The sequence below is a fragment of the Stenotrophomonas sp. NLF4-10 genome, assembly GCF_022359915.1.
GTDB classification, from domain to species: Bacteria; Pseudomonadota; Gammaproteobacteria; order Xanthomonadales; family Xanthomonadaceae; genus Stenotrophomonas; species Stenotrophomonas daejeonensis.
This window is the reverse complement of the sequence record NZ_JAKSEE010000003.1, coordinates 489,944-504,707: the sequence shown is the minus strand read 5'-3', so window position 1 is coordinate 504,707 and position 14,764 is coordinate 489,944. Positions and strand designations below refer to the sequence as shown.

12 protein-coding genes are annotated in these 14,764 nt (G+C 69.9%); 7 read left to right on the top strand and 5 right to left on the bottom strand.

Features of this window, described 5'->3' with window-relative positions; all coding sequences use genetic code 11:
• The first annotated feature begins 62 nt into the window (after positions 1 to 62).
• Both pyrE and MIC98_RS02320 read left to right on the top strand, forming a co-directional pair.
• Positions 63 to 722, top strand: coding sequence for an orotate phosphoribosyltransferase (gene pyrE / locus MIC98_RS02325; RefSeq protein ID WP_057639490.1), 660 nt, complete (start codon positions 63 to 65; stop codon positions 720 to 722).
• Between the two features lie 15 nt (positions 723 to 737).
• A complete protein-coding gene (locus MIC98_RS02320) occupies positions 738 to 1,391 on the top strand; it encodes a hypothetical protein (RefSeq protein ID WP_239735179.1) in 654 nt (217 codons plus the stop codon).
• Between the two features lie 150 nt (positions 1,392 to 1,541).
• Here MIC98_RS02320 and MIC98_RS02315 read toward each other — a convergent pair whose 3' ends face one another.
• The 3 genes from MIC98_RS02315 to coaBC are packed head-to-tail and all read right to left on the bottom strand — an operon-like array spanning position 1,542 to position 5,620.
• The gene (locus MIC98_RS02315; protein ID WP_239735178.1) at positions 1,542 to 3,887 is read right to left on the bottom strand and encodes a phosphomannomutase/phosphoglucomutase; all 2,346 of its coding nucleotides are present in this window, start codon (positions 3,885 to 3,887) and stop codon (positions 1,542 to 1,544) included.
• Positions 3,888 to 3,902: 15 nt separating this feature from the next.
• Complete coding sequence (gene dut / locus MIC98_RS02310; RefSeq protein WP_057639493.1) at positions 3,903 to 4,376, bottom strand: dUTP diphosphatase; 474 nt, start codon at positions 4,374 to 4,376, stop codon at positions 3,903 to 3,905.
• Positions 4,373 to 5,620, bottom strand: coding sequence for a bifunctional phosphopantothenoylcysteine decarboxylase/phosphopantothenate--cysteine ligase CoaBC (coaBC, locus tag MIC98_RS02305; protein ID WP_239735177.1), 1,248 nt, complete (start codon positions 5,618 to 5,620; stop codon positions 4,373 to 4,375). Before coaBC ends, dut begins: the two co-directional genes overlap by 4 nt.
• Before the next feature lie 97 nt (positions 5,621 to 5,717).
• Between coaBC and radC the strand changes: the two genes are divergently transcribed.
• The 4 genes from radC (at position 5,718) to MIC98_RS02285 (ending at position 10,060) form a co-directional block, all read left to right on the top strand.
• The gene (radC, locus tag MIC98_RS02300) at positions 5,718 to 6,392 is read left to right on the top strand and encodes a DNA repair protein RadC (protein WP_239735176.1); all 675 of its coding nucleotides are present in this window, start codon (positions 5,718 to 5,720) and stop codon (positions 6,390 to 6,392) included.
• A gap of 127 nt (positions 6,393 to 6,519) precedes the next feature.
• Entirely contained in the window at positions 6,520 to 8,208 is a 1,689-nt protein-coding gene (gene argS, locus MIC98_RS02295) for an arginine--tRNA ligase (protein ID WP_239735175.1), read from the top strand.
• A gap of 19 nt (positions 8,209 to 8,227) precedes the next feature.
• The gene (locus MIC98_RS02290) at positions 8,228 to 9,055 is read left to right on the top strand and encodes an SPOR domain-containing protein (RefSeq protein ID WP_239735174.1); all 828 of its coding nucleotides are present in this window, start codon (positions 8,228 to 8,230) and stop codon (positions 9,053 to 9,055) included.
• Between the two features lie 252 nt (positions 9,056 to 9,307).
• Positions 9,308 to 10,060: an SDR family NAD(P)-dependent oxidoreductase gene (locus MIC98_RS02285; RefSeq protein WP_057639585.1), complete on the top strand. Its 753-nt coding sequence runs from the start codon at positions 9,308 to 9,310 to the stop codon at positions 10,058 to 10,060.
• 21 nt (positions 10,061 to 10,081) lie between these two features.
• Here MIC98_RS02285 and MIC98_RS17100 read toward each other — a convergent pair whose 3' ends face one another.
• The gene (locus MIC98_RS17100) at positions 10,082 to 11,140 is read right to left on the bottom strand and encodes a GGDEF domain-containing protein (protein ID WP_239735173.1); all 1,059 of its coding nucleotides are present in this window, start codon (positions 11,138 to 11,140) and stop codon (positions 10,082 to 10,084) included.
• 360 nt (positions 11,141 to 11,500) lie between these two features.
• Entirely contained in the window at positions 11,501 to 13,390 is a 1,890-nt protein-coding gene (gene speA / locus MIC98_RS02275; RefSeq protein WP_239735172.1) for an arginine decarboxylase, read from the bottom strand.
• A gap of 255 nt (positions 13,391 to 13,645) precedes the next feature.
• Between speA and speE the strand changes: the two genes are divergently transcribed.
• Positions 13,646 to 14,503, top strand: a complete 858-nt coding sequence (speE, locus tag MIC98_RS02270; RefSeq protein WP_239735171.1) for a polyamine aminopropyltransferase — start codon at positions 13,646 to 13,648, stop codon at positions 14,501 to 14,503.
• Positions 14,504 to 14,764 lie beyond the last annotated feature (261 nt).

Sequence of the window (14,764 nt, the reverse complement as noted above, 5' to 3'; positions counted from 1 at the left end):
CATTCGCCGAAGCCATGCTTTACCCTAGCCACCTTTACCAGACGACAAGAAACCGCAGCACCATGAGTGACCATCGTTCCCGTTTCCTGCAGCTGGCGCTGAATGCGGACGCCCTGCGCTTTGGCCAGTTCACCCTCAAGTCCGGCCGCGTCAGCCCGTACTTCTTCAATGCCGGCCGTTTCGACACCGGCCTGGCGCTGGCCCAGCTGGGCAACTGCTACGCCGACGCCATCGACGGCGCCGAGATCGCCTTCGACCAGCTGTTCGGCCCGGCCTACAAGGGCATCCCGCTGGCCACCGCGATCGCCTGCGAGTTCTCGCACCGCGGCCGCAACCTGCCGCTTACCTTCAACCGCAAGGAGGCCAAGGACCACGGCGAGGGCGGCAGCCTGATCGGCGCGGACATGGCCGGCAAGCGCATCCTGATCATCGACGACGTGATCACCGCCGGCACCGCCATCCGCGAGGCGCTGGCCACCATCCGCGCCGCGGGCGGCATCCCGGCCGGTATTGTCGTTGCGCTGGACCGTCAGGAGATCGCCTCCGAGGACGACCGCCGCTCCGCCGCGCAGGCCGTGGCCGCCGAGACCGGCATCCCGGTGATCGCCGTGGCCAACCTCGCCGACCTGCTTGCATTCGCCTCCGGGAACCCGGAACTTGTCGGCTACCGGGAACCGCTGCTGGCCTATCGCGGCCAGTACGGAAGCAATCCAACGAGCTGACCGCAGGGGGCTGCGATGATGCGAAATCCGTCCAAGACCGGCGCCACGGCGCTGCTGGCGCTGGCCGCGCTGGCCCTGCCGGCGCTGGCGCAGAACAAGCCGGAAGCCGGCAAGAAGCTGTATTGCTGGGACGAGGGCGGGCGCCGCATCTGCTCGGACACGCTGCCGGCCGAGGCGGTGAACAACGCGCGCGAGGAGTTCAACGCGCGCAGCGGCCTGCGCAGCGCCGAGGTGCAGCGCGCGCTCACCGCCGAGGAACAGGCCGACGCCGCGCTGGCCGCGGCGCAGGCGCAGGTGGATGCGGCCGCGGTGGAAACCCGCAAGCGCACCGAGCAGGCGATGCTGTCCACCTATGGCAGCGAGGACGTATTGCGCCGCGTGTTCAACGAACGCGCGGCGATCGTCGACAACAACATCCAGACCGCCGCCTACAACGTGGCCAGCCTGCGCGACGCGCTGGCCACGCAGCTGCAGGCGGCCGGCAACAAGGAGCTGTCCGGGCAGAAGATCGCCGACAAGCAGGCCGACGACATCCGCCAGCGCCACCGCGAGCTGCAGGCGCAGCTGCGGTTGCAGGCCGCGTTCGAGCGCCAGCGCAAAGCACTGGACGTGGAGATCGACGAAACCCTGGCCCGCTACCGGGTGCTCAAGGGCATCGCCCCGCAGTAGCGCCGTGCAGCGCCCGGCGGGGTGTTGCCCCCGCGCCATGCACACAAGCAACGCGCCCGCGACCGGTATCCCTGCAGGAGCGACGCGAGTCGCGACGGGCTTCCTCGGTAAAACCCCATCGCGACTCACGTCGCTCCTACAGTGGTCGGCTCAGAAGGACAGCTCGACGTCGGGCAGCACCTTTTGCAGCTGTTCGCGGAACAGCGCCTTGATCCGCTCCAGCGCGGCCTCGTCGTCGCCCTCGAAACGCAGCACCAGCACCGGCGTGGTGTTGGAGGCGCGCACCAGGCCCCAGCCGTCGGGGAAATCGACGCGCAGGCCATCGATGGTGGAGATGCGCGCGGCGGCGAACGGCGAATCCTCGGCCTGCGCGGCGGCCACCACCAGCGCCACCTGCGCATGCTGGGTGCCCTCGGCCACCGGCACCTTCAGTTCCGGGGTGGCGACCGCGTCGGGCAGCTCGGCCAGCACCTCGTCCGGGGCCTCCTCGCGCTGGGCGAGGATTTCCAGCAGTCGCGCGGCGGCGTACAGGCCGTCGTCGAAGCCGTACCAGCGCTCCTTGAAGAAGAAATGGCCGCTCATCTCGCCGGCCAGCTCGGCGTCGGTCTCGCGCATCTTCGCCTTGACCAGCGAATGCCCGGTCTTCCACATCATCGGGCTGCCGCCGTTGCGCAGGATGTAGTCGGGCAGCTTGCCGGTGCACTTGACGTCGTAAATGACCAGTGCGCCGGGGTTGCGCACCAGCACGTCGGCGGCGAACAGCATCAGCAGGCGGTCGGCGAACACGATCCGGCCGTCCTTCGTCACCACGCCGAGGCGGTCGCCGTCGCCGTCGAAGGCCACGCCGAGGTCGGCGTCGAAGCGCTGGACCATCTGCACCAGGTCCTCGAGGTTGCGCGGCTCGCTCGGGTCCGGGTGGTGGTTCGGGAACTCGCCGTCGACCTCGCAGTACAGCGGGATGACCTCCGCGCCGATGGCTTCCAGCAGCTGCGGCGCCACCGCGCCGGCCACGCCGTTGCCGGCGTCGGCCACCACCTTGAGCGGGCGGTCCAGCTGCACGTCGTCGCCGATGCGCTGCACGTAGTCGTCGATGACCTCGCGCTGCTGCAGGCTGCCCGGTGCGTCGGCAAGGTGCAGGCGGCCGTCGCGGATGCGCTCGTACAGTGCGGTGATCGCCTCGCCGGCCAGGGTTTCGCCGCCGATGACGATCTTGAAGCCGTTGTAGTCCGGTGGGTTGTGGCTGCCGGTGACCGCCACGCAGCTGCCGGCACGCAGGTGGTAGGCGGCGAAATACACCACCGGCGTCGGCGCCATGCCGATGTCGATGACCTCGCAGCCGGCGCGACGCAGGCCGTCGATCAGCGCGTTGGCCAGCTCCGGGCCGGACAGGCGGCCGTCGCGGCCGACCACCACGTCGCGCAGCCCCTGCGCCTGCATCTGGCTGCCGATGGCCTGGCCGACCAGCCGGGCCACGGTGGCGTTCAGCTCGCTGCCGACCACGCCGCGGATGTCGTAGGCGCGGAAGATCCCCGGCACCACCGCGTCGGCTTCCGGCACGGCGGGGGCAGCCTCACCGGCGTCGTCGCCCGTGCCTTCCGGTGCCGGCGCCACCGGCAGCGGTTCCTGTTCCAGCGCCTGCTGCAGGGTGACACCGCCGTCGGCCGGCTCCGCTGCGGCCTTGCGGCGCAGCGGCGGCAGGCGCTTGCGGCCGACCAGCAGCAGCAACGCCACCAGCGCCAGCAATGCGGCCACCACCGCGCAGGCGACCGTACCCAGCCCCATCGGGCCTTCGGTGGCGTCGGGCAGTTCGGCGACCACGCGCAGGCCGGTATCGGGCACCGGCCGGGCCAGTGCGTCGGCACCACCGCCGAGGCCGCTGTTGCCCTTCCGCACGACGGTGAAGGCCCCCTGGCGCAGGCCGAGGAAGGCGCTTTCCGGCGATTGCAGCATGTCGAATACCGCGGTCAGGCGGGCCAGCGGCTGGCGCACGTAGGCCACCGCCGCGCGGTCCTGCAATTGCACCGGCGCGGCCAGCCCCAGCCGCGGGCCATTGCCGTCGCGCACCACGCGCGCCACCGGCTTGCCTTCGCTCATCGCCAGTTCCAGCAGCGCCAGCCGCGAATAGCCGAAGGCGGCCGGGTCGGCGTAGGCGGCGGCCAGGGTGGCATCGAGCACCTGCACTTCGTCCACGCCGGTCCAGGTTTCCCGCAGCGCGTTGGCGGCGGCCTCGGCGTCGCCGGCGGCCAGCGCGGCCTTCACCGGTTCGCGTTCGAGCTGGCGGGCGAACTGCGCGTTCTGCTCGGCCACGGCCTTGCCGACGGCGGTCACGGCCTGGTCGCGGGCCTGCTCCAGCGCGGTGCCGGTATCGGCTTGTTGCCACTGGTCAAAGGCACTCCAGCCGAACCAGCCGGCCAGCAACAGCAGCAACACCGCCAGCAGCGGCGCCGAGCGCCCCAACCCGGCAGCCTTGCGCCGGCCTTCATTCCCCTCGCTCATCGCGCATCTCCCCCGTCAGCGCACGCCGGTATGGCCGAATCCACCCGTTCCCCGCGCACTGTCAGTGAAAGTATCCACCACCTGCAAGGCCACGCGGGCGATGGGCATCACCACCAGCTGCGCGATGCGGTCGCCCGGCTCGATGGTGAACGGCTCGCGGCCGCGGTTCCACACGCTGATCAGCAGCGGCCCCTGGTAGTCGGCGTCGATCAGGCCGGTGCCGTTGCCGAGCACGATGCCGTGGCGGTGGCCCAGCCCCGAGCGCGGCAGCACCACCGCGCACAGGCCGGGGTCGGCGATGTGGATGGCAATGCCGCTGGGCAGCAGCGCGGTGTCGCCCGGCTGCAGCGTCATCGGCGCCTCGGTCGCTGCGCGCAGGTCGAGCCCGGCGCTGGCCTCGGTGGCGTAGGCCGGCAGCGGCCAGGCATCGCCGAAGCGCGGGTCGAGCAGTTGTACCTGCAATGGCTGCAATGCGTTGTCGGTACTCATGCGTCCAGCCTCTCGGTGATCAGGTCCAGCAGCTGTTCGGCCAGCTGGGTCTTGGCGGTGCCCGGGAAGTCCCGCTGGCCGTCGGCCCAGTAGGCGGTGGCGGCGTTCTGGTCGCTCTCGAAGCCGCCGCCGGCGATGCCGACCTGGTTGGCGATGATCAGGTCCAGGTGCTTGTCGACCAGCTTGCCGCGCGCGTATTTCTCCACGTCGTGGGTTTCGGCGGCGAAGCCGACCACCAGCTTGAGCGCGTCCTCCTGCGCCGCCACCTCGGCCAGGATGTCGGCGGTGCGCACCAGTTCCAGCACCAGCGTGTGGCTGCCGGGCGTCTTCTTCAGCTTCTGCGGCGATACCTGCTGCGGCGTGTAGTCGGCCACCGCGGCGGCGCCGATGTAGATGTCGGCCGGCAGCTCGGCCAGCACCGCCTCGCGCATCTGTGCGGCCGAGCGCACGTCGATGCGGCGCACGCCGGGCGGCGTGGCGATCTGCACCGGGCCACTGACCAGTACCACCTGCGCACCGCGGCGCGCGGCGGCGGCGGCCAGTGCGTAGCCCATCTTGCCGCTGGAGCGGTTGCCGACGTAGCGCACCGGGTCGAGGTCCTCGTAGGTCGGCCCGGCGCTGATCAGCACGCGCACGCCGTTCAGGTGGTCGGGCGCGGCCGCGGGTGCGGGGTCGGCGGCCAGCGCGGCGACGATCGCGTCCGGCTCGCTGAGCCGGCCGGGGCCGGATTCGCCTTCGGCCAGCGGGCCGTCCTCCGGCCCGATCACCTGCACGCCGCGCCCACGCAGCAGCGCGAGGTTGGCCTGGGTGGCCGGGTGCAGCCACATGCGGTGGTTCATCGCCGGGCATACCGTCAGCGGCGCGGTGGTGGCCAGGCACAGCGTGGTCACCAGGTCGTCGGCATGGCCATTGGCCAGCCGCGCCAGCAGGTCGGCGGTGGCCGGGGCGATGACCACGCGGTCGGCCCAGCGCGCCAGCTCGATGTGGCCCATCGCCTGCTCGGCGGCGCTGTCCCACAGCGTGGTGCGCACCGGCTGGCCGGACAGCGCCTGGAAACTGAGCGGGGTGACGAATTGCTGCGCGCCCTCGGTCATCGCCACCTGCACGCGGGCGCCGGCATCGCGCAGCCGGCGCACCAGCTCCAGCGATTTGTAGGCGGCGATGCCGCCACCGACGCACAGCAGCAGCTTGCGTCCTTCCAGCGGCCGCGCAGGCGCCTGGGCATGGGAATGTGGGCCAGTCACGGGGGGAAAGTTCCTACCTGCACAAGAATCTTTAGCTTACCCGAAGGGTCTGCCGCCGCTTATTACTCCGGGTGCACGCCGCACCCATGCTTTGGGCATGCACATCCGCGACTGGCCCAGCACCGAACGCCCCCGCGAGAAGCTGCTGGCGCACGGCGCCGGCAGCCTTTCCGACGCCGAACTGCTGGCGATCTTCCTCGGCTCCGGCCTGCGCGGCCGCGACGCGGTGCAGACCGCGCGCCACCTGCTGCAGCACCACGGCCCGCTGCGCCGGCTGCTGGACCGCAGCGCGCGCGAACTGGCGCAGCTGCCGGGGCTGGGGCCGGCCCGCGCCTGCGCCATCGCCGCCGCGCTGGAGCTGGGCCAGCGCCACCTCGCCGCCGACCTGGAGCGCGGCACCGCGCTGACCGACCCCGCCGCGGCCGGGCGCTACTTCGCCCAGCGCCTGCGGCCGCGCCCGCACGAGGTGTTCGCCGCGCTGTTCCTCGACACCCGGCACCGCGCATTGGCCTTCGAGGAATTGTTCACCGGCACCATCGACAGCGCCGAGATCCACCCGCGCGAGGTGGTACGGCGGGCGCTGGCGCACAATGCCGCGGCGGTGATCGTCGGCCACAATCACCCCAGCGGGAACCCCGAGCCCTCCGCCGCCGACCGCACCATCACCGCCCGCCTGCGCGAGGCACTGGGGCTGGTGCAGGTACGCCTGCTGGATCATTTCGTCGTCGGCGACGGCCTGCCGGTGTCGCTGGCCGCGCGTGGCTGGCTGTAGGGGCCTATCAGGACGGGCCCGGCGCACCCTCCGTTGACCTTGCTGACCGCCGCATCCGCAAGGCCGGAGCGGCCGTCACGCCGGTCAGGTAAAATACGCAGTTCCGCGCTTCAAGCAGACCGTCAACGTGAAAGCCCTCCTCCGCGCCCTGATCGGCCAAGGCATCGAAGCCTTGCGCGCCAACGGCACCCTGCCCGCCGACACCCTGCCGCCGGATTTCGTGGTCGAACGGCCCAAGACCCGCGAGCACGGCGATTTCGCCACCAATGCCGCGATGCTGCTGGCCAAGGCCGCGCGCAGCAACCCGCGCGCGCTGGCGCAGGCGCTGGTGGCGGCATTGCCGGCCAGCGACGACGTCGCCAGCGTCGAGATCGCCGGGCCGGGCTTCATCAACTTCAAGCTGGCGCCGGTGGCCTACCAGCGCGAGGTGGTCAACGTGCTGCGCCAGGGCGAGGACTATGGCCGCAACCTGGGCGGCAACGGCCGCAGCGTCGGCGTCGAATACGTCTCGGCCAACCCGACCGGCCCGCTGCACGTCGGCCACGGCCGCGCCGGCGCGATCGGCGACTGCATCGCCCGCGTGCTGGAAGCCAACGGCTGGAACGCCAAGCGCGAGTTCTACTACAACGACGCCGGCGTGCAGATCGAGAACCTCGCCCGCTCGGTGCAGGCGCGCGCGCGCGGCTTCAAGCCCGGCGACGCGCAATGGCCGGCCGACGCCTACAACGGCGAATACATCGACGACGTGGCAAAGGCCTACCTGCTCGGCCAGAGCGTGGAGCTGGAAGGCAGCACCGTCACCGGCAGCGGCAACGCCGAGGACATCGACTCCATCCGCCGCTTCGCCGTGGCCTGGCTGCGCAACGAGCAGAACCTGGACCTGGCGGCGTTCGGCGTGGATTTCGACATCTACTTCCTCGAAAGCTCGCTATACAAGGACGGCAAGGTCGCCGAAACCGTGCAGCAGCTCATCGCCTCCGGCCATACCTACGAGGAAGGCGGCGCGCTGTGGCTGCGCAGCACCGACTTCGGTGACGACAAGGACCGCGTGATGCGCAAGTCCGACGGCACCTACACCTACTTCCTGCCGGACGTGGCCTACCACCTCTCCAAGTGGCAGCGCGGCTACGAGCGCGCCATCACCGAGCTGGGCGCCGACCACCACGGCTCGCTGGCGCGGGTGCGCGCCGGTTTGCAGGCGCTGGGCGTGGGCATCCCGCAGGGCTGGCCGGAATACGTGCTGCACCAGATGGTCACGGTGATGCGCGGCGGCGAGGAAGTGAAGCTGTCCAAGCGCGCCGGCAGCTACCTGACCCTGCGCGACCTGATCGACGAAGTAGGCGCCGACGCGGTGCGCTGGTTCCTGATCGCGCGCAAGCCCGACTCGCAACTGACCTTCGACATCGACCTGGCCCGCCAGCAGAGCAACGACAACCCGGTGTTCTACGTGCAGTACGCGCATGCCCGGGTCTGCTCGCTGCTGCGCCAGGCGCAGGAGAAGGGGCTGGACCACGACCAGGCACAGGGCCTGGCTGCGCTGGCGCAGCTGGACGACGCCCTCTCGCTGGAGTTGATGAACGAAATCTCGCGCTACCCGGAAGTGGTGGAAGCGGCCGGCGTCGCGCTGGAACCGCACCTGGTCGCGCAGTACCTGCGTGAATTGGCGCACGCCTTCCACACGTGGTATCACGGCACGCCGGTGCTGGTGGACGATGCCGCCACGCGCAACGCCCGGCTCGCCCTGGCCTGCGCGGCACGGCAGACCCTCGCCAACGGCCTGGGCCTGCTGGGCGTGAGCGCACCGGAAAAGATGTAAGCAAGGAGACGTGGCGGAAATGGCAGCACGACGCGGCAAGAGCCAGGCGCGGCGCAACAGCAGCAACGGTACCCCCGGCTGGGTATGGCTGGTCGCCGGCGCGGCGATCGCGGCCGTGGTGTTCCTGGCCGCGCCCGGCCTGTTCAAGAAGGACGGCGACGGCTTCCTGCGCGTGGGCCCGCAACCCAACCCCGATGCCCGGCCGGTACCGGTGGCCGACGCCGACCTCGATGCCGGCGTGGACCTGCCGCGCCCGGCCACTGGCGACGGCAAGCCGGCGGACAAGCCGGCAACCCAGTACGACTTCTACACCCTGCTGCCCGGCAAGGAAGTGCAGATGACCGACGCCGAACTGGCCGCCAGCGCCAAGGCCGAGGCGCAACGCCGCGCCGCCGCCGAACGCGCCGGGCAGGACAGCGAGGCCCAGCGTGCACAGGCCGCACTGGAAGGCCGCCCGGTGCCGCCGGCCGCCACGCCGCTGCCGACGCCGGTGAGCGAGGCACCGCGCCCGGTGGCGGCAGCGGGCACCGCGCCACAAGCGACCCCCACCGCGGCCATCGACCGCAAGCCGGCCGAAACTACCCGGGCCACGGCTGCAGCCCCGGCGGCGGACAACGTGCGCTACATCCTGCAGGCCGGCGCCTTCGGCGCTTCCGGCGACGCCGAGGCGACCAAGGCCAAGCTGGCGATGATGGGCCTGAGCGCGCGCGTGGAATCGGCGCAGATCAACGGCAACACCGTCTACCGCGTGCGCATGGGGCCGTACGGCAGCGCCAGCGAGTTGGCCGAGGCCAAGGCCAAGCTCGATGGCAGCGGCTTGCAGGCGATGGCCATAAAAGCGCAGTAACCCCGCCGGTGGCGGTGTTACCCCAAAGTTTGCGAAGCAAACCTTGGGCCCCGTGCCCGTTGCTTCCATATCCCCGCGCCTGTCGGCGCGCCCCCTTGACTCAAGGGGGCTGCCTATTCGGCTGGAACCCGCGTAGGAGCGCACCTTGGTGCGCGATGGGGCTCTACCGGTAAAGCTCCATCGCGCACCAAGGTGCGCTCCTGCGGGGGCAAGGTGCGAAAATCGATGGTCTCTTCCCCACGGAATCCGCCCATGTCCAAGACCGCCCTGATCACCGGTGCCACTTCCGGCTTCGGCGCCGCCGCCGCCCGCCGCTTCGCCGCCGCCGGCTGGAAGGTGGTCGCCACCGGCCGCCGCGCCGCGCGCCTGCAGCCGCTGGTGGACGAATTCGGCGCGGACACGGTGCACGCCGCCGCCTTCGACATCCGCGACGGCGCGGCGATGGAGGCGGCACTGGCCGCGCTGCCGCCGGCCTTCGCCGGCATCGACCTGCTGGTCAACAACGCCGGCCTCGCCCAGGGCACCGCGCCGGCGCAGCACGCCAGCCTTGAGGACTGGCGCACGATGATCGACACCAACGTCACCGCGCTGGTCACCCTCACCCACCACCTGCTGCCGCGGCTGGTCGAGCGCCGCGGCGCGATCATCAACATCAGCTCCACCGCCGCCATCCACCCGTACCCCGGCGGCAACGCCTACGGCGGCACCAAGGCCTTCGTCAGCCAGTTCTCGCTGGGCCTGCGCGCGGACCTGCACGGCACCGGCGTACGCGTGACCACGATCGAGCCGGGCATGGCCGAAACCGAATTCACCGTGGTGCGCACCCACGGCAACCAAGCCGCCAGCGACCAGCTCTACAAGGGCGCCAACCCGATGACCGCGCAGGACATCGCCGAGCAGATCTTCTGGGTCGCCAACCTGCCGCCGCACCTGAACGTCAACCGCCTGGAGATCATGCCGACCAGCCAGTCCTTCGCCGGCTTCCAGGTCGCGCGCGAAGGCTGATTCCACCGTTGGCCGCGGGCTTCAGGCCCTCGGCTCGCCGGCGGCATGGATGTGGTAGCCGTTCTTGCCGCTGCCCTTGATCCGGTACATGGCGCGGTCGGCGCATTCCAGCAGTTCGGCCAGCGTGGTGCCGTGCTGCGGGTACAGGCTCACGCCGATGCTCACCCCCAGCTGGTACGGCTTGCCGTCCACTTCCAGCACCTCGGTGAGCGCATGCGGCAGCTTGCGCGCGATTTCGTGCACATGCTCCTCCTGCTCGAGCTGGGTGCAGATGGCGACGAACTCGTCGCCGCCCACGCGCGCGCAGATGTCGGTGCTGCGCGTGGCCCGGCGCAGGCGCGCGGCCGTCGCCTTGAGCACCTCGTCGCCGACGCGGTGCCCGGCGCGGTCGTTGATCGGCTTGAAGTTGTCGATGTCGATGAAGATCACCGCCACCTGCTGGTGCGGGCGGGTGGCCAGGATCAGGGCGTTCTCGAACAGCGCGCACATGTAGCGCTGGTTGCTCAGCCCGGTGAGCGGGTCCTGGAAGGCCATGTCCAGCGCGCGCGACTCGGCTTCCAGCAGGCGCTTCTGGAAACTCAGCAGCACCGCCGCCAGCAGCGAGAAATACTGCGCCAGCACCAGCAGCGTGCCGAGCATGAAGCCATGCGTGAACCAACCTGGCTGGCGGTCGATGATCAGGAACGCGCTGGCCCAGTGCAGCGCGAGCAGCACGCTGGTCAGCGCGGTGAGCGACAGCAGCCGCGGGTCGAGCGCGTCGCGCCGGTGCCAGGCGATCCAGCCGGCCCAGGCGAGGAAACCGGCATTGAATGCGGCCACGCCGGCGCCGCGCAGCAGTGATGGCATACCGATGGCCCAGCCGGCGAAGATCCAGGCCTCCACCCCCAACGCGGCGACCACCAGCCAGCGCATCCGCACCGGCACCTCGAAAAAGCGCGCCAGCCCGATCACCAGGCACAGCTTCTCCAGCACGTTCAGCGCGGTATAGGTGGATATGACGCCGATGCCGCCTTTCCCGCCATCGAGCAGGGCGACCAGCCCAGCCGCGACGCCAGCGCGAACAGCATCGCCGTCGCCCACCAGCCGGCGCCGGAATTTATCCGTGGCGTGCGCCGCACCCACAGGAACAGCAGGAAGAAAACGAAATAGACGGTCGAGCCAATCGTGTGGACGATCTCGTACGGCATGCGCGGGCACCCCCTGTTGTGCCTTGCCTTGCTTCCACGCAGGCGCGGCCCTCCCATTGCCTCCACCCGGCATGGGAGTACCACGGCCTCCGTTCCCCGGTGCGCAATATCGGCCGAATGTGACCGACATTACAAGTGAATGGTGATTTGCTTCACGCAAACCGGGTTCACGCGGGTACCGGCCATCCGCCGGAACTGGGGAGGCAGCCGGGCACCCGCGCGGCGAGGGCCGGCCGTCGCCGCGCCGTCGTGCTCAGCCCAGCGGCTCGTCGGACAGGTAGGTGTAGCCGGTGAGCCCGGCTTCCAGCGCGGCGTCCAGTTCGGCGGCGCGCGCGGGCGCCAGGTTGGCCGCCGCCACGCGCTGGCGGTAGGCCGCGCGCAGGTCGTCCAGCCGGTAGCCGACGTAGTCGAGCATCACGTCGGTGGTGTCGCCACGGCGCTGCTGGGCGATGCGGTAGCCGTCGCTGCCGACGCTGACCTCCACCGCGTCGGTGTCGCCGAACAGGTTGTGGATGTCGCCGAGGATTTCCTGATAGGCGCCGACCAGGAAGAAGCCGATGCGGTAGCCCTCGCCGGGGCGCAGCGCGTGCAGCGTCATTGAGCTGTCCAGGCTCTCGTTCTCGACGTAGGTCTCGACCATGCCGTCCGAGTCGCAGGTCATGTCGGCGACGATGCCGCGGCGGTCCGGGCGTTCGTCGAGCCGCTCGATCGGCACGATCGGGAACACCTGGTCGATCGCCCACACGTCGGGGATCGACTCGAACACGCTGAAGTTGACGAAATACTTGTCCACCAGCCGCTCGTTGAGTTCGTCCAGCACCGGGCGGTGGCTCTTTTCGTCGTAGCTCAGGCGCGCGCGCACGCCGTGGGCGATGGCGTAGAACAGGTCGTCGATGCGCGCGCGCTGCGGCAGGTCGATCTGGCCCAGCGCGTAGGCGCTCAGGCCTTCGGCGTGGAAATGCTGGGCCTCGTGGAACAGCTCCACCGCCGGGCGCACGTCCAGTTCGCCATGGATTTCGCGCAGGTGGCGGATCGCCGCCGGCTCGTCGTCGTGCGCTTCCGGCACGCGGCCTTCCGGCGCCTGCTCGACCTCGGCGACGTTGGCGATCAGCACCGCGTGGTGCGCGGTCATCGCGCGGCCGCATTCGGTGACGATGCGCGGCTGCGGCAGGCCGTTGGCCTCGCAGGCCTCGGCCAGCGGCTGCACGATGTTGCCGGCGTAGGAATCCAGCCCGTAGTTGATCGAGCAGTAGCTGCGCGAGCGGGTGCCCTCGTAGTCGATGCCGAGGCCGCCGCCGACGTCGACGTGGCTGATCTTCGCGCCCAGCCGCGACAGTTCGACGAAGTAGCGGGTGGCCTCGCGCATGCCGTTGGCGATGTCGCGCACGTTGCTGATCTGGCTGCCCATATGGAAGTGCAGCAGGTTCAGGCAGTCGGCGTACTCGGTGTCGCGCAGGGTCTTCCACAGGTCCAGCAGCTGCCGCGGCGACAGCCCGAACTTGGCCTTGTCGCCGCCGCTGTTCTGCCACTTGCCGGCACCCAGCGAGGCCAGGCGCATGCGCACGCCGATGCCCGGCTTCACCTCCAGCGCCTTGGCCTCCTCCAGCACCAGCTTCAGCTCGGAAGGCTTCTCGATGACGATGAAGGTCTGCAGGCCGAGCTTGCGGCCGATCAGCGCCAGGCGGATGTATTCGCGGTCCTTGTAGCCGTTGCAGACGATCAGCCCGCCCGGGCGGCTCAGCGCCAGCACCGCCATCAGTTCCGGCTTGGAACCGGCCTCCAGCCCGAAGCCCTCGCCATGGTGCGAGGCCAGCGTGCCGGCCACGCCCTGGTGCTGGTTGACCTTGATCGGATACACGGCGGTGTAGCCGCCGGCGTAGTCCCAGTCCTGCTGCGCCTGCGCGAAGGCGGCCTGCAGCTTGCCAAGGCGCTGGCCGAGGATGTCCGGGAAGCGCACCAGCAGCGGCAGCTTGGCGCCGGCGGCGCGGGCCGAGTCGACGATCTGCGGCAGCGACACGGCCGGTCCCTGCATGCCGATGGGGCGCACCACGACATGGCCGTTGCCGTCCACGTCGAAATAGCCATCGGACCAGTGCGGGATCGAATAGGTCTTGCGGGCCTGGTCGAGGGACCAATTACTCATCGGTGTAGCGGCTCGGTGGGGCGAAAGAGCACGCATTCTAACGTCTGCGGGGCAAGGGTCCGTTACAATCCGCGCCCGCGCCTTCAGGCCCGGCTTTCAAGCCCCTCTCCCATCGGGAGGGGGGTTGGGGTGGGGGGCAACGGAGTCACGATGGTTCAACCATCATGGACTCCGTTCGCCCCTCATCCGCCCTTCGGGCACCTTCTCCCGGAGGGAGAAGGGCTTGTCCCCCAACTCCCAGCAGGACCACCGCCCATGACCACCCACGACAACTGGTTCATCGAACACTTCCAGCCGACCGGCTCGGCCATCGGCTTCCGCATCACCGGCAAACTCGATGAAGTGCAGTCGCCGTTCCAGAAGATCGAGATCTACGACAGCACCGACTGGGGCAAGCTGATGGTCATCGACGGCGCGATGATGCTGACCACGAAGGACAACTTCTTCTACCACGAGATGATTTCCCATCCCGTGCTGTTCACCCACCCGGCCCCCAAGCGCGTGGTCATCATCGGCGGCGGCGACTGCGGCACCCTGCGCGAGGTGCTCAAGCACCCGGGCGTGGAGAAGGCCACCCAGTGCGACATCGACGAACAGGTCACGCGCATGGCCGAGAAACATTTCCCGGAACTGTGCGAATCCAACGGCGACGTCCGTGCCGAACTGCTGTTCGACGACGGCGTGGCCTACATGGCCAACTGCGCACCGGGCAGCGTGGACGTGGTGATCGTCGATTCCACCGACCCGGTCGGCCCGGCCGAGGGCCTGTTCAACAAGGCGTTCTTCGAGAGCTGCTTCCGCGCGCTGAAGGACGACGGCCTGCTGGTGCAGCAGAGCGAGTCGCCGCTGGCACTGCTGGATTTGATCAAGGACATGCGCGCGGAGATGGGCAAGGCCGGCTTCGCCTCGTTCAAGACCCTGCCGTTCCCGCAGCCGTGCTACCCGACCGGCTGGTGGAGCGTGACCGTGGCCAGCAAGCAGGCCGGTTTCGGCTTCGGCTTCCGTGAAACCGACGCCGCCGCCAAGCCGTTCGACACCCTGTACTACACCGCGCCGCTGCACACCGGCGTGCTGGTCAGCCCGCCGTTCGTGGCCAAGGCGCTGGGCGAATAAGCCCGCACGCCACCGCAGCGCTCCACCCCCGACCCCGCGCCGGCCACCGGCGCGGGGTTTTTGTTGCCGCCATCCACGGTGACCTCCTTCGAGCCATCGGCAGGCGATGTCAAAACCGCTCCCGGCGGTTTTTGGTCGTGGCGCCCCACGCCGGCACCGGAAGTGAACGCCACCGCAACAATCCGTTGCGCCATTTCGGCTCTTACATTTTTTTGACATTCAGGTTTTATGGACTGCCCAGTTCTAGAATTCAGCCCACGT

Bases quoted from the DNA above. Each gene is read 5' to 3' on its own strand.
- MIC98_RS02315 (WP_239735178.1), bottom strand. From the start codon at position 3,887: ATGAGCGAGGGGAATGAAGGCCGGCGCAAGGCTGCCGGGTTGGGGCGC.
- dut (WP_057639493.1), bottom strand. From the start codon at position 4,376: ATGAGTACCGACAACGCATTGCAGCCATTGCAGGTACAACTGCTCGAC.
- radC (WP_239735176.1), top strand. From the start codon at position 5,718: ATGCACATCCGCGACTGGCCCAGCACCGAACGCCCCCGCGAGAAGCTG.
- pyrE (WP_057639490.1), top strand. From the start codon at position 63: ATGAGTGACCATCGTTCCCGTTTCCTGCAGCTGGCGCTGAATGCGGAC.
- MIC98_RS02320 (WP_239735179.1), top strand. From the start codon at position 738: ATGATGCGAAATCCGTCCAAGACCGGCGCCACGGCGCTGCTGGCGCTG.
- MIC98_RS02285 (WP_057639585.1), top strand. From the start codon at position 9,308: ATGTCCAAGACCGCCCTGATCACCGGTGCCACTTCCGGCTTCGGCGCC.
- speA (WP_239735172.1), bottom strand. From the start codon at position 13,390: ATGAGTAATTGGTCCCTCGACCAGGCCCGCAAGACCTATTCGATCCCG.
- MIC98_RS02290 (WP_239735174.1), top strand. From the start codon at position 8,228: ATGGCAGCACGACGCGGCAAGAGCCAGGCGCGGCGCAACAGCAGCAAC.
- speE (WP_239735171.1), top strand. From the start codon at position 13,646: ATGACCACCCACGACAACTGGTTCATCGAACACTTCCAGCCGACCGGC.